Annotated in this window: 12 protein-coding genes and 3 pseudogenes; 9 read left to right on the forward strand and 6 right to left on the reverse strand. The window is 54.1% G+C overall.

Annotated elements, in window-relative coordinates:
* Positions 1-14 precede the first annotated feature (14 nt).
* A complete protein-coding gene (locus tag AAF659_RS14625; protein ID WP_349752523.1) occupies positions 15-677 on the forward strand; it encodes a hypothetical protein in 663 nt (220 codons plus the stop codon).
* Here AAF659_RS14625 and AAF659_RS14630 read toward each other — a convergent pair.
* From AAF659_RS14630 to AAF659_RS14640, 3 genes and pseudogenes are all read right to left on the reverse strand, one after another.
* On the reverse strand, positions 666-1,310 hold the full coding sequence (locus AAF659_RS14630; RefSeq protein ID WP_349752524.1) for a uracil-DNA glycosylase family protein: 645 nt from the start codon (positions 1,308-1,310) through the stop codon (positions 666-668). The two genes, AAF659_RS14625 and AAF659_RS14630, sit on opposite strands and share 12 nt — an antisense overlap.
* 79 nt (positions 1,311-1,389) lie before the next feature.
* On the reverse strand, positions 1,390-3,090 hold the full coding sequence (locus tag AAF659_RS14635; protein WP_349752525.1) for a hypothetical protein: 1,701 nt from the start codon (positions 3,088-3,090) through the stop codon (positions 1,390-1,392).
* Between the two features lie 204 nt (positions 3,091-3,294).
* Positions 3,295-3,423: pseudogene (locus AAF659_RS14640) on the reverse strand (IS3 family transposase); the annotation flags it as partial.
* A 114-nt stretch (positions 3,424-3,537) separates the two neighbouring features.
* Between AAF659_RS14640 and AAF659_RS14645 the strand changes: the two are divergent.
* A pseudogene (locus tag AAF659_RS14645) lies at positions 3,538-4,809 on the forward strand (IS5 family transposase); the annotation flags it as partial.
* A 117-nt stretch (positions 4,810-4,926) separates the two neighbouring features.
* Here AAF659_RS14645 and AAF659_RS14650 read toward each other — a convergent pair.
* Positions 4,927-5,957 (reverse strand): annotated as a pseudogene (locus AAF659_RS14650) (IS3 family transposase); the annotation flags it as partial.
* A 231-nt stretch (positions 5,958-6,188) separates the two neighbouring features.
* Here AAF659_RS14650 and AAF659_RS14655 point away from each other — a divergent pair.
* Complete coding sequence (locus tag AAF659_RS14655; protein ID WP_349752526.1) at positions 6,189-7,184, forward strand: phage regulatory CII family protein; 996 nt, start codon at positions 6,189-6,191, stop codon at positions 7,182-7,184.
* A 106-nt stretch (positions 7,185-7,290) separates the two neighbouring features.
* On the forward strand, positions 7,291-7,785 hold the full coding sequence (locus tag AAF659_RS14660; protein ID WP_349752527.1) for a hypothetical protein: 495 nt from the start codon (positions 7,291-7,293) through the stop codon (positions 7,783-7,785).
* A 14-nt stretch (positions 7,786-7,799) separates the two neighbouring features.
* Here the strand turns inward: AAF659_RS14660 and AAF659_RS14665 are convergent, their stop codons facing one another.
* A complete protein-coding gene (locus tag AAF659_RS14665; protein ID WP_349752528.1) occupies positions 7,800-8,024 on the reverse strand; it encodes a hypothetical protein in 225 nt (74 codons plus the stop codon).
* A gap of 384 nt (positions 8,025-8,408) precedes the next feature.
* Here AAF659_RS14665 and AAF659_RS14670 point away from each other — a divergent pair, with 384 nt between their 5' ends.
* The 5 genes from AAF659_RS14670 to AAF659_RS14690 all read left to right on the forward strand — a co-directional run bounded on the left by AAF659_RS14670 (position 8,409) and on the right by AAF659_RS14690 (position 13,348).
* Complete coding sequence (locus tag AAF659_RS14670; protein WP_349752529.1) at positions 8,409-9,059, forward strand: ETEC_3214 domain-containing protein; 651 nt, start codon at positions 8,409-8,411, stop codon at positions 9,057-9,059.
* Between the two features lie 139 nt (positions 9,060-9,198).
* The gene (locus tag AAF659_RS14675) at positions 9,199-10,089 is read left to right on the forward strand and encodes an LPP20 family lipoprotein (RefSeq protein WP_349752530.1); all 891 of its coding nucleotides are present in this window, start codon (positions 9,199-9,201) and stop codon (positions 10,087-10,089) included.
* Positions 10,090-10,208: 119 nt separating this feature from the next.
* On the forward strand, positions 10,209-11,183 hold the full coding sequence (locus AAF659_RS14680; RefSeq protein ID WP_349752531.1) for a hypothetical protein: 975 nt from the start codon (positions 10,209-10,211) through the stop codon (positions 11,181-11,183).
* A gap of 251 nt (positions 11,184-11,434) precedes the next feature.
* On the forward strand, positions 11,435-11,875 hold the full coding sequence (locus AAF659_RS14685; RefSeq protein WP_349752532.1) for an LPP20 family lipoprotein: 441 nt from the start codon (positions 11,435-11,437) through the stop codon (positions 11,873-11,875).
* 72 nt (positions 11,876-11,947) lie between these two features.
* The gene (locus tag AAF659_RS14690) at positions 11,948-13,348 is read left to right on the forward strand and encodes a murein transglycosylase domain-containing protein (RefSeq protein WP_349752533.1); all 1,401 of its coding nucleotides are present in this window, start codon (positions 11,948-11,950) and stop codon (positions 13,346-13,348) included.
* 43 nt (positions 13,349-13,391) lie between these two features.
* Here AAF659_RS14690 and AAF659_RS14695 read toward each other — a convergent pair whose 3' ends face one another.
* On the reverse strand, positions 13,392-13,646 hold the full coding sequence (locus tag AAF659_RS14695) for a hypothetical protein (RefSeq protein WP_349752534.1): 255 nt from the start codon (positions 13,644-13,646) through the stop codon (positions 13,392-13,394).
* Positions 13,647-13,784: the final 138 nt, after the last annotated feature.

Consider the following 13,784-nt stretch of genomic DNA (forward strand, 5'->3'; position numbering starts at 1 on the left):
ACAGGAGCGATCTCGTGTTTCAGGATTTTGAATCCCTCAAAGCCCGCCACAGAGGCATTCGCGACAACCTTCCGGACGCCCTGGACCTGCGCGTTCATCGGGCCCTGAGCTGGCTTCAGAGGGCCGAGCAGTGCGACGACGGGGATGGGCGCTTCATTTTCCTGTGGATCGCGTTCAATGCCGCTTACGCCCAGGAAATGCGGCTTGAGGAGCCCATGCCGGAACAGAAAGTCCTGCGTGAGTTCCTGGAGAAGCTCGTGGCGCTGGATGGGGATAAGCGGCTCTCAGGGGTCGTCTGGACGGCGTTCCCTGACGCCATCCAGATGCTGCTTAACAACCAGTATGTGTTCCAGCCCTACTGGGACTGCCAGAACGGGCGCCGGCCAAGGGGTGAGTGGCAGGGTTTGTTCGAGCGCGCCAAGGTAGCCGCCTCAAGGGCACTGGGCTCGGATGACACGGCACGGGTGCTGGGGCTGGTGTTCTCGCGGCTTTACACCTTGCGCAACCAGATGATGCACGGTGGCTCCACCTGGAACAGTTCCGTTAACCGCGAACAGGTGCGCGACGGGGCTGACATTCTGGGCCAGCTGGTACCCGTCATCATTGATATTCTGATGGCGCACCCGGAAGCTGAGTGGGGCGAGCCCGGCTATCCGGTAGTGGCCTCAGGCGTCTGATTCAGGGCCCAGCAGGGCCTCGACGCGACTGCGCAGCTCCGGCAGCAGTTCCGCCTCAAACCAGGGGTTGTTGCGGATCCAGGCATTGTTGCGCCACGAGGGGTGGGGCATGGGCAGAACCGCCGGTTCGCTGCCCTCAGTCAGTATGGTGCGCCAGTTGGCCACGGTGGCGGTCAGTGTTTTCTCCCGGTGGCGCTTTGGCAGGTGGTAACGCTGAGCGTACTGGCCGATCACCAGGATCAGCGAGAGATTAGGCAGGGCCGCGAACACGGACTCGTGCCAGGTCTCCGCGCATTCGCGCCGCGGGGGCAGGTCGCCGCCCTTGCGGTCATAACCGGGGAAGCAGAAGCCCATGGGCACGATCGCGAACTGCTCCGGGTCGTAGAAACGTTCCTCGGAGACCGCCAGCCATTCCCTGAGCCGCACACCTGATGGGTCGTAGAATGGCAGGCCCTTCTGGTGGGCCTTGTTGCCCGGCGCCTGGCTGGCGATGCAGACCCGGGCGCCGGTGCCTGCCTGCATGATGGGCCTTGGTTGATGGGGGAGCGGATTGCCGTAACGCGGGCATTCACGACAAATCCGGCAGGCCTGAACCCTCTCCATAAGTTCGTTAAACTGGACTTTCTCGCTCATGTTCTCCATTTCAGCGCACACCCCGGGGTGTTTGAGAAGCGGGCTTGGCAGCGGCGATGGAACGGCGAACTGTTATCGCTTATACGTGACTACTTGCTGCTATTTCATTGATTTTATCGTCTATCTGTTTCGCTTTGGCGACGCTGTCGTTGTATGCTTGCCTGTTAATCGGAGCTTCTATGAAAGCACCGAACAAAGCACCACCAATTCCCAGACCTATCGGCAAACCGAAAATAGTCCACAGTGCTGGTTCCACACGCATTGTTGGATCGAATGCCTGATAGGCAAGTCCTCCACCGCACACAAGGCACACAACAAAAAGCATTAGTGTAATACCAGCGCCTGTGCCTTTTGGGGGGTAGGTTTCGAATACGTATTCCGAGATAGGATTAATTCGTGACTCCCAATTCCTCGTGGCGTTTTTCACCTGGACAGCATATGGTCCGGTAGATTGCCCCCCCTTGATAAGTTCCAAATCAACCAGCTCCAGCTGATCGTCTTCTTCAAGCATTCCTATCTCCAGCTTTTCGGGAATCTGAACTGCAACCGAATCGCCATTAGAGTTAATGCCATAGATGGTTTCAGATGTTGTCGCGATATCAGCGGTGGCTTGCCGATAATGACGTCCTTTATCTCGCTTTCCCCCTGGGTTTGTTACAGCCTTTTTTGAGGTGTCACTACTTAAAACTTTCCTGTCCATTCGATCAACGCGGTTGATTTTTCGAAAATACTGGAGGTTTTGTGATCTGACACGAAAACTGTAGTTCGGGGCAGCGCCTTGACCTACAGAGATTAACCCGGAGTCGCGAGCAGTGGTTGGCAAATCATAGTCATCTGTTCCAGTTTCCGGTTGCTCCTCTTTTTTCTCCGGTGTGTCGTTCGCGCTTACGCATGTTTTGTCTGGTTCTGGCTCTGATCTTTGCTCACGGTGCTCCAGGTACTGCTTCCGCCTGGAGCTTATTTCAGACAACATACGGCTCCGCAGGCGGTTATGGGCTTTGTTTTCAGAACGTACCCTGAAGAAGTTTCTGATCAGGCTTGCTATTCCGCTAAGCGCGCCAATAAAAGCTACAGTAGTTATTGTCAGCCAGCTGGAATCGAAGGAAAGGATCTCATCGGATATACAGTCGTAAACAGAACACCGAGGATAAAGCTGCGCCTCGAGAATGGCGAAAAGCTGTGAGTAGCCAAACCTTAATGACTCGCCAAGGGGTTCTCCAGCGCCTGCGAAGAAAAGGGCAAGAAGTGCGAGGACTGGAAATAATATTCCAACAAAACCGATCGACCATCCGAAAAGATTTGGAATAAAGAGTTGAGGCTTTCGGTTTGGTATCTCTTTGCGTGTCTCCCCTGCACCATGTCTGTGCAGCATTGTCACGTGATCACCATTTGTACGGTTTTTAAAGTGCTCACTGACATAGGCAATGGTGATCGCTTCATGGGGGGCGATATTTGTCAGTATTTCACTTTCATTAGGGCATTCCAAATCGAGATTTTCGGACGTTCCATCAGGCTTTTGAAGGGTTAAGCTTGTCGTCCTCTTGAATCCGTAATGCTTAAGTTCTGAGCTGTTGCCAGCCTGATTTTCAATGCCGTTTATTTCCCGCGATATCCCGGTGTGTTGCACGTCATCGCGAACATCTGTAACCAACCCTGAGGTGAAGTGCGCCTCTACTTTATAGGCTTTCTTTTGCTCCTCGATTACCGCATCATCATCGGGAAGAATCTGCCACTGGGAATTGAGGTACTTGTCTTTTGCATCCATCGGGTAAGGATTCATTTGCCGTTTACACCTTTTGAGAGAGCGTCCTAACTTGTTGTTACTGAGTCTTATCTCGAAGATGGTCTATATGCTCTAAAAAGTAGCAGAGGAAGCAGTTTTCATCCCATGTGAATTTGCGAAAACTCTCTCGATGAAGAAACTGATCCAGTCACTGGAGCCGAGGAGCGTGTTTGATCTGCCCCGCTGAAAACGGACACTCGGTTAAGCACTGGTTTTGAGCTCGTAGTCCATTGGACTGACGTAGCCCAAAGCACTGTGCCGTCGCCGGCGGTTGTAATCAACTTCAATGTATTCGAACACGTGCTGGCGAAGCTGCTCGCGGTTCATTAGTCGGCCCTGCAAAACCCAATTTGATAACAAAAACAGGACTCTGGGAGCGTTTTTCGGTATAATTTCTCCCCGAAAATGCACCCACAGCCCCAAAACTGTGTCGTTTTCATCGCCATGATTCCCACCGACGATCGCCAGCAGCCCCAGAAAGGGCTTTTTGAGCTCTATCTCGAAGACATGATCAACCTGCGCCACCCTCTGGTGCGCATGGCCGAGCGCATCGACTGGCAGCAGTGCGAACAACAGTTCGGTCCCTATTGGTGTCCGGACAACGGTCGCCCGGGGCATCCGATCCGCCTCCACGTTGGGCTGCAGATGCTCAAGCACATGCAGGGGTTGTCCGACCGCGAGCTGCTCGATCAGTGGGTGGAGAACCCGTACTGGCAGTATTTCTGCGGCGAGTCGGTGTTCCAGCATGAGCCGCCGATGGACGAGTCCACCATGGGTCGGTTCCGTCGTCGTATTGGCGAAGATGGCGCGCGAGCGCTTTTGAAGATGACGGTTAATCTGAGCGAAGGCACAGGGACGGTTTCCCCCGAGAGTTTCCGGGTGGCGGTGGCCGACACCACGGTGATGCCCAAGGCCATTGAGCATCCCAGCGAGGCACGGCTGATGGTGCGCGCCCATCGGCGCCTGGTGGCCCAATCCAAGGCGGACGGCGTGAAGTTCCGCCAGACCTACGAGCGCTCGCTCGATGGCCTGGTGATGCAGATTGGGCGCTACGCCCATGCCCGCCAGTTCCGGCGTATGCACAAACGGCTTCGCAAGCTCCACGGTTACCTTGGGCGGGTATGCAACGACGTGATCCGACAGCAGCCTTACGGCCAGCGTAGCGAGGCGCTGGATGGCAGCCTCTATCAGGCACTCTATCTGCTTCGCCAGTACGCCGAGCCCCAGCACCGGCCCAAGCTCTACAGCCTGCACGAGCCGGAAGTGGCCTGCATCGCCAAGGGCAAGGCCCGCACCCCCTATGAGTTCGGCAGCAAGGTCAGCGTGATCACCACCGCCCTGGAGGGCTTCGTACTCGACTGCCAAGCGTTGCGCGGCAACCCCTACGATGGCCACACGCTGCATCAGGGGCTGGAGCGGGTGCACAAACACTGCGGCCAGCTGCCAGTGAACACCCTGGTCGACCGGGGCTATCGCGGCAGTGAGAGCACGCCACTTTCCAACGTCCACATCACCGGCAAGAAGAAAGGCAACGCCACCGCCCACGCCCGCTACCAGCACCGGCGCAACAGTGTTGAACCGATCATCGGCCACATGAAACACGAAGGCCTGCTGGATCGCTGCCACCTGCGTGGGCGCGAAGGCGATCGGGTCCACGCGGTCCTGTGCGCGGTCGGGTTCAACCTGAGGAAGATCCTGCGCCGGTTGGCGCAGCTTTTTGGACTTCAATTCGTTCGGGATCTGCTAGCCGCAATCCATCAATCCGGGAATGGTGTTCCCGGATCAAAGCAACAGCTCACACCGGGAGCTGCCTGAAAGGCGGGTTTTGCAAGGGCGACTCATTATTGGCTCGTAGTGAATCGCCTCGACTTTCATTGAATGGAAGAAGCTTTCCACGCAGGCGTTATCCCAGCAATTGCCTGTACGGCTCATGCTCTGATGCGGTTGGTGCGTTCGCAGTCGATCCCGGTAGGCGCGGGAACAGTATTGGCTTCCCCGGTCGCTGAGAAAAATTACTCCTTCAGGAAAACTGCGTCGCCACAACGCCATCTCCAGCGCGTCGCAGGCCAGATCCGCGGTCATCCTGGTGTTCATGGACCAGCCGATGACAGAGCGTGAATGCAGGTCAATAATGACGGCCAGATACAGCCAGCCCTCGGAGCTCATCAGGTACGTGATGTCGCCAGCCCACTTCTGGTTTGGGGCTGTCGCCTCAAAGTCCTGCTCCAGCAAGTTGGGCGCCACAGGCAAGTTATGGTCGCTGTCTGTAGTGACGACGAACTTGCGGGCGGCCTTGGGCACCAACGTCTGGCGCCGCATACTGGCGCCAACTGTTTTGACATCATAAGGATGTCCGTCAGCTGCTAGCGTGGCCTGGATGCGCCGGGCGCCATCTCGCTGCTTGCTCTGGCCGAACGCCTCTTTTACGCGGCGATCAAGCCTTTCCCGGGCCTGCTCCAGCTGGCTGGGCTGAAAGCGCGTCTTCTGCCATGTGTAATACCCACTTCGCGAGACCCCGAGCACAGCCGCCATCCTGGTTATGGGAAACCGGCGACTGTGCTCAAGCACGAAGTTGTAGCGCTTCACTTTTGGTTCTTGGCGAAGTAGGTCGCCGCCTTTTTTAATATGGCCAGCTCCTCTTCACGCTCGGCCATTTGACGCTTTAGACGGGCGTTTTCAGCAGCCAGCTCGGACTCGCGCTCAGAGACGTTGGCTTTCTTCTTTGCTGCCGAACGCCAGCCATAGATCTGTGATTCATGGATACCCAGTTCGCGGGCGGCGCTGGCAACGCTGGCTCTTTCGGCGAGTTTCAGCGCTTCGGCCTTGAACTCATCGGAATAGCGGTTGCGCTTTTGCTTGCTCATCTTGGATCACCTCATAAGCGGATTGTACTCGCTTAACGCGGTGTCCAGAATCAGTGGAGCGGATCAGTTCTCCAGGGAGTTGCCTGCCAGTTTTGGCTGTGACCGGGGTTCTGCAAGCGTCGATGGCTGTTCAATAGCCTTGAGATTAAGCGAGCATCAAGCGGTGCCTGCTGCTACGCTACCGTCGCTGGGTGATGCGAGCTGGACAAGTAGCTAGGAAAGGGTGCAGATGTGCTGACTTGGAGATCAGTTGAGGAATGGTATGGACAACTATGCAATGCCGCTCATGCCTCGGCACAACAGTTTGAGGGGAAATCGGTTGGTGTGGCCAGACGCATCGCAGCAGAGCAGCGGATCCGCAACCTCAACGAGCGGACATTTCTCAACAACCTGACCCCCACAACCGGGTCGCACCACTTGAGACTTGAGGAATTCTGGCACCTTCTTGACGTCACAGGGGCGAAACACCCCCTTCACGTGGTTGCGCGCCAGAGGAGTCAGCTGGTTGCACCTGTTCCTGATCCGGAAGCAGTCTCCATGTCGGCGCTTTTCGGCGCGTTCTCCCTGAGAAAACGGGAAATCACGGAGACTCAGGAGCTTGTCTATTCAGTGTTGGAAAGAAAGCAGCCTTTTTCTTCGATTGCAGCGCGGGAAAGTCTGCTGAGGGAAGTGTATGAGGACTTTTGCGAGAGCATATCGATCCTCTTGAAACTCCAGACCATTACGCCAAACTTGAAAAACGTTGAAAGCCGTATATGGCAACAGAATGCAGCAATGCGGCTTTACCATTGCACACAAGCTGTCTCGGAGTTCGCCGTCCATCACAGCAACGAGCTCATCCATGATTCCCTACTTCCCGCTAATCGGGTTCAGCGATTGCGCAGCCCGGAAGAAAGCGGGAGACTCTCGCTCAGGCATTTTCTTCAGCTGCTTGAAAAGGACTCCGGCGGACGGCTCCTGGAGGCGTTACTTGAGTCTTTGGGGTTCAAGTCCTATCCGCTCCCGCCGCTTACATGGCAGCCAACGCACTCGAATTTAATGGACTCCTACTCGGATCTTGAGCAGAGACAGGCAGATACCATTTCGAGGATCCGGGGCGCCCTGGACGATGGGGTCATTACCGTGGATGAGCTGAAAGATATCAGGCAGGAGCTGGAAGAGGAGTATCAAGCTGAAGTGACACTGATCATGTCTCTTCCTGTCATTCACTCGATGTCTGAACCGTGACACGCGTTGCAGTACGCGACTCTGATGTGTACTTAAAAATTGCGTTACTACCCTTTGAATCGTCGCTTTAGCCTGCCATTACGGCAGCAGTACAGGAGCCTGATAGATGCAGAACCAACGTCTCAAGGCAATTCTTGATCAACACGGATTGCCGCATAGTTTTGTATACCTTGCGCCTGCGTTTCCCATCGTTCAGGTGATGTGGGCAGACGGGGTCAACCAGCTCACTGAGCAGACGATGATCTGCAAACACATTCGTTCACACTGCAGTCGCTTGTCGGAGATGGCAGCTGGTCTCGAAGTGATCGGTGATTCGGAGCTTGCGCGGTTCGAGCAGGAGTTCATCTACCGCAAACCGTCGAAGGAGGTGCTGCAGTCCTTAACCGATGCCGCCCTTGAAGGGATATCGGATAGCAGCAGCGATTCCGACTCCTGCGGCCATAACCTGTACGACCATAAACAACTTATGAAAGCGTGTATGGAGATCGCCGCTGCATGCACCGTCCGGGATGATCGTGCACAGATGAGCGGATTTCCACCTGATCGCATCTACGAAGAAGAGCAACGTTTGATTGAAGAGCTTATGGCGCTGGTACGATGAAATAGAAAACAAACCTATTTTTCATCGTCTGCATGCACAGCGTTATCCATGAATCGGGCCATTTTGATCGCTGTGGTGACAGCAGATCGGATGTCCTGATCAGTAACCTCCGCTCCGGTGTCACCTCTAGTGATGTAGGCAGAAAGGATACGGCTTGCTGAATCCATCAGGGTCCGTTCGGTCTCCTGCAGCCTCAGTGAAACACGGTTATCAGAGCCGCCTTTCGGGGGTTGAGCCATCCTTTTTCTCCAGTTGCCATTCTCGGTCCAGTCTAGTCGAGATCTCTGATTAACGCCTGTATTCCTCGACGTTGTTCTGGCGGTTGAGCGCTTCGGAAACGGGATCCATGTTGGGCAGACGCTGGTGCGGCGATAACTGTCCAAAACTGTTAAATATTAACAGTTTCTTGCGTAAACATTAATTTTGTCTACTCTGCATCTAGCGTAGAAAGTCCTCATCAGGAGCTCAGGCTTTACCACAGTAAGGGAGGGTAAGCATTGCCGGATGAAAGTAGTAGCCATGACCCTACAGCTCCGAAGCGGTCTCTTGCGAATAGGGCTGTAGCTTGGAGTGCTGCGATAACTCTTCCAATCATGGGCCTTGGCAACTTTTCCGAGGCAGTGATGCTGCTCCAGGAAGGTTTTGACAGGACGGTCTCAACCTTCACGCACTTCCCCGAATACCGCGATCTTTCCCAGTTGAAAGTAGGCTCAACGACTGAGTTTGCCAACGGAATCTTTGGGGTGCCCGAAGTCCGTCGCTCGCTATCGGATGGGGTCACGGCCAGCTACTACTTCACGCCCAAATACTTGCTGACGCTTATGGTGAGCCAAGGGGAGGTTCATGCCTACACCGTTCTCAGTCGGAATGACAGCTTCCATCCTCAGGTTTTTGAGGATGCTGGGGCGGAATACTCCCTAGGGGAGGTCACACTAGATGAGCTCCCTGGCATCTCCAGAGAATTCGTGGTCGACCAGACGAAAACCCAGCAGCTTTACATCGAAAAACTGGATACAGGGCTGGACTCGCTTTTGAGTAATGGGTATGTGGGGTGGCTTTCCTATGGCGCTGGATCCGGGCCGGAAGGCCAAACCCTGGGAAGCCTTTATGACGCTCGGATGACGGGTAAGGATGCGAGATTGAGGGAATCAAAATCTGTATTGCGGAAAGGCACGATCATCAACTTCTATGGACGGGGTGATCTCTCTCTGGCGGTCATACGCGAAAGCATTCTCACGTCAGCGGAATTTGATAACTACGTGACGACGTACTAACGCAGCTTGGGTCCCCTTTATGTGTAAAGAATTGACTGACTCTTTCCGTTTGTGGAATCGGCCCGTCGCAGTCGTATTTCTGACAGTATTTCTCGCTGGCTGCGCGGTGTCCCCGCAACGTTCGATTCCCGAATGGGTAATGAACCCTCCTTCCGACGATGCCCGTTCAATACATGGTGTGGGTGAGGGCAACTCAATGGAGGATGCGCGTGGCAACGCCCTTGGCGTTATTGCGGGGAAACTGAAAACGCGTGTTAAGTCAGAGCTTGAAACGGAACAAGTCCTGGAGGACGGCGAGGAATCATCGTTTACCCGCAATAAAGTCCAGACGACAACTGAGGCACTGGAGCTCTCGGATTATGAAGTGCTGAAAAGCGCGGCAGGTGGGGGGAGGCGCTTTGTCCTGTTGGAGGTTAACCGCCCAAACCTGGTACGAAGCATGAAGTCTGAGCTGGAGACGTTAAACGAAGAACTTGAGGCGAGCCTGGAAGGCGAGCAGCAAGCCTCGCTCACAAGGCTGTATCAATTGAATCGCTCGGAGCCACAAATTCGTGAGGCGCTCGCGCTGGCGTCACTGATTACCTCGGTAGGGCAGAACGTAAATCTCAGCGAGGAAAGAGTGAGATACAACGGGCTTCTGGCTGAGCGCGAGCGCCTTTTACAGACCCTGAGGATCGGCATTCAAACGGACGCCGAGACAGCTGAGCTTGGAGACCATGTTACACGCATGCTTCTGGATAAAGGTATCCACGCTGACAGACTGGGGCAGGGTGAAGCCTACAGCGGGGTTCTTCGGATCTCTGGTAAAAGCGAACGTGCTGACATGTTCGATGAAAAGCATGTGAGTCTTAACGTCAAGCTTAACCTTCTGAACGAACAGGGTGAGTCGGTAACAACCTCTAGGTACAAGGGGGCTGCGAGTTCACTCTCGGATTACGCGTCAGCACGAGTCAGTGCGAACCGAGTTATTGCAGAAAAGATTAATGAACAGGGTATTTGGAAGGCGCTGAAACTTAAGGAGGGAAATTAGTATCGCTGGACGGTTATGAATTATATGGAAAGTTCACGTTTATAACAAAACCTTAATCTAATACGTTTTAATCGGTAGACGGTTAAAAACGGCATTTCAGTGACTAAGGAGGACTGAGCATGAAAAAGCTGATAACGCTGACCACCCTCTCGGTTGCATTGCTCGCATCCGGATGTACCAATGTACCGAAAACAACGCCTCCGACGCTTGGCGCGGACTACGAACTCGAGAAATCGGCTGCTAACCCTTCGCCTAAGGGGGCGCAGGCCAACAAAGTGGTTCTGTTTGACGTTGAAGACGGTGGGTTGGCAGCGGTGAAAGAGGCGAAGCTTGATAACACCATCAAGAGTCAACTCGACAGGAGTATCAGGAACGGTGGCGGTCAGGTTGTCGATCGGGATCTTGCCAGCGGTCTGAAAGAGGAAATCAAGAGATCAATCATGGCCGGTGAGGGGAGCTACCAGGGTGCACCGGTCGCGGATTACGCCATTATCACCAAAGTGAGTAACGCAACTTACGGGAGCTCTTTCGATGAGGCCTGGGTGGATGACGACGGTGACAAGCACCCTGCGGAGTGCGACTATTCAGCGAGTGTGTCGGCAACAGTCAACGTCTACACGTTGCCTGAACTCAAACGAGTGAAATCCCTGGATAGCGAAGACAGTGCCAGCACTTCTGAAGAAACACGGAGCAGTGACTGCGGGGGTATTAACTACGGTGGCCTTTTGCGATCTGCAGCCAAAGATTCGATGGTTGATATCAAGGGGCAGCTGAAAAGCTTCTTCGCTCCCGTTGGCTATGTCACTGGCGCCAAACTCTATGAGTTGGATGAAGGGCAGGTAGTGCTCAAAACGTCTCTCACGTCCGATCTGGGGGCAAAGCCTGGTGGTGGTGTCGAGATCGCGAGGGTACAGCCAAACGGTGACCGTTATAAGGTAGTTGAGGGTGAAATTGGTAAGCCGGTTCTTCAATCTGGCGCGAACGTCGTCGTAGAGAAGGCAAGCGCTGATAAGATCAAAATCGGCGATGAGGTTTCACTGGATTACAGCTGCTCATTTATGGGCTGTAAGTTCGACGAAGCAATTGGGCAATGATCAGAGACGCAAAGCACAAACACCTCATAGGGTGAGGCGCTCCGCCTCCCCTATAACGTTTGAAGATAGATCCCTAGAATAGAATCGAAGGTGAAATGATGACGAGCAAATTTCGAATAGGCGTCCTTGCATGCAGCTTGTCTCTGACAGTAGCGGGCTGTTCCTCCGTGATGCCAGGAGAAAAAGCAGGAAGTTACTCTTCACTGCCTGACTGGGTAACGATGCCGGCGCAAAAGATCTCTGAAGGAGGAATGGCTGACACCGCCTGCGTTCCGGACAATGCCAGCATGGGCATTCTCAAGAACAAGGCGACTGCGCAGGCGCGCGCTAACATCGCACAGCAGATTCAGGTCAATGTTCAGGCAATGGATAAGACCTACCAGTCCCTTACCGAGAACGGAGAGCAGGAGAGCGGCTCTGGTCAGACCTTTGAGAGTGTGTCCAAACAGGTCACAAACCAGATGCTACAGGGCGCGATTCCGAAACGTGTGGATTATATCCCCGGGCGCAGTGAAGAGGATGGCGATCGGCTCTGCGTGATGGTGGTATTGGCACCGGAGCAGAACCGTAAGGTCTTCGAGAATATTATCGAGGCATCAAACCGGCGCTTGACACCTGATAATGAAGCGCTGATGTACCAGGAATACCGAGCCAAGCAGGCTCAGGAAGAGCTTGAGCAAACTACTGAGTAATTTCGTAACGCCGGCGCAATGCCGGCGCTTGCTCCAATAGAATTCAGTACACGCACGTGGAGTGCCGCCCCGATGAAATATGCCAGTTTTCTGTTTTCCGTCGTCTTACTGTCAGCTTCTGCCTCTCAGGCGCAAGAAGCTTTTGACGAACTTGAATCCGCAACCAGCGAGTTCGAACAACAGGAATCTGAAGGGAGCGCAAGTGGCTTTAAGGAATACAAACAACGGCAGCAGCAAGGGTTTCAAAGTTACAAGCAAAAGGTCCGTAAAGAGTTTGCTGCTTATAAAAAAGCCCATGACAATGCGCACGACGATTACAGGAAACGCATTACAGAAGTTTGGCATGACCCACTCGTCTCATCTCAAAAGCAGTGGGTAAAGTACGAAGATGATTATCGGCTGCGCACGCTTATCGACTTCGACGCCGAGAAGGTCCGCATTTCCTGGCCGGCTGATTCGGCAAAGGGACTGGATAGAAATGGTTTCGAAGCGAAACTCTCGGAACTTTTGCAACTGACGACAAAGCAGGCCTTTGAGCAGGATGAGGTCGCTCAGAAGGTTGAGGCATTCGGAAAAGAAAATCTATCTACGTTCGAGACAGGCCAGGTTGATAAAAAGCCTGTGATTGAGACCTTTCTTTTGGGAAGTGAGAGCGGCAATCCGGGAGTCCGCAAAAAGTTGCGGGAGCACTTCATGGAGAAGGCCAAGCGAGTAGAGGAGGCGGAGCATGGCCAGGATGTTGCGTCCTGGGAGTTCCCCTTGGAGACGCCTGATGAATTGGCCCCTTCAAAGAGCGTAGCGCCTGACAGCAAGGGTGCTGTGGCGGAATCAGAGAGTCCTGAAGCTACGCCGGTAACTGAAGATGGTGCCATCTGGCATACCAGAGTAATCAACAGCAAGATGGTGGAAACACTACCGAGTAGAGTCCATGGGTTCATTAACGCCATCAACGATAAAAACGCTGAATTTGACCTTTCAGCCGAACTGATACTGGCATTGATTGAGACTGAGTCAGCATTCAACCCAATGGCGAAGTCCCATATCCCCGCCTATGGGCTCATGCAGATTGTGCCCAAGAGTGCCGGCATGGATGCGACAGAAAAGGTCTTTGGAAAAGCACGAGTCCTGTCCCCCTCCTATCTTTATAACAGCGGTAATAATATTGAGATTGGGGCTGCGTATTTCAACATTCTTTATTACCGGTACTTCGAGTCGGTCGAGGATCCCCTGAGCCGCCTTTACTGCGCGATATCCGCCTATAACACAGGACCCGGTAATGTTGCGAAGGCGCTTACTCGCGGTGGCGGGATGAGACTTAAGCCGGCTATCCAAGAGGCCAACGCGATGGCCCCGGATGAGGTCTATGACCGCCTGATGAATCACCTGCCCTATGACGAGACCGTGCACTATCTGCGCAAGGTGACCGACAGGTTGGCCAAATATAAAAGCCGTTTCGCTGGAGCTGATAACTGAGGGTGGTGATGAGCCAGGGGTGTCCCAGTAACTGGCCAGTCGGTTACAACGGCCAGTAGCTGTCGAAACTGCAGCCTGCAATGGAGCAGGAGTAGTCAACCTTGACCCTGCTACCGATTTCTACAGTTTCGGCATCTGCTTTGTCGATGACCACCACGGCTCCTGACTCCACCACCGGATCGGCGATTGTCCCTTCAGCTACTTTAAAGGTGTCACCACTCCCGGTGACATTGAGGATGTTTACGAGCGTGCCCGATTCAGCACCCATCTGCTCGGTGAGCGATGTCTTCAGTGCCACTTTACTCCCGTCGGTGTCTGTCAACGTAGATGTCGCTTTTAAGTCATCAGCTTTTTAACAATTGACCGCCGTTTCCGGATTCAGAGTCACTGATTCCGGCAAGCTGAGTTTTCGAATATCACCGGACCAGCGGCGCGG

It is taken from the genome of Salicola sp. Rm-C-2C1-2 (assembly GCF_040196175.1).
Taxonomy (GTDB): domain Bacteria; phylum Pseudomonadota; class Gammaproteobacteria; order Pseudomonadales; family Oleiphilaceae; genus Halospina.

Bases quoted from the DNA above. Each gene is read 5' to 3' on its own strand.
- AAF659_RS14630 (WP_349752524.1), bottom strand. From the start codon at position 1,310: ATGAGCGAGAAAGTCCAGTTTAACGAACTTATGGAGAGGGTTCAGGCC.
- AAF659_RS14635 (WP_349752525.1), bottom strand. From the start codon at position 3,090: ATGAATCCTTACCCGATGGATGCAAAAGACAAGTACCTCAATTCCCAG.
- AAF659_RS14660 (WP_349752527.1), top strand. From the start codon at position 7,291: ATGCAGAACCAACGTCTCAAGGCAATTCTTGATCAACACGGATTGCCG.
- AAF659_RS14665 (WP_349752528.1), bottom strand. From the start codon at position 8,024: ATGGCTCAACCCCCGAAAGGCGGCTCTGATAACCGTGTTTCACTGAGG.
- AAF659_RS14670 (WP_349752529.1), top strand. From the start codon at position 8,409: ATGCTGCTCCAGGAAGGTTTTGACAGGACGGTCTCAACCTTCACGCAC.
- AAF659_RS14675 (WP_349752530.1), top strand. From the start codon at position 9,199: ATGAACCCTCCTTCCGACGATGCCCGTTCAATACATGGTGTGGGTGAG.
- AAF659_RS14680 (WP_349752531.1), top strand. From the start codon at position 10,209: ATGAAAAAGCTGATAACGCTGACCACCCTCTCGGTTGCATTGCTCGCA.
- AAF659_RS14685 (WP_349752532.1), top strand. From the start codon at position 11,435: ATGGCTGACACCGCCTGCGTTCCGGACAATGCCAGCATGGGCATTCTC.
- AAF659_RS14690 (WP_349752533.1), top strand. From the start codon at position 11,948: ATGAAATATGCCAGTTTTCTGTTTTCCGTCGTCTTACTGTCAGCTTCT.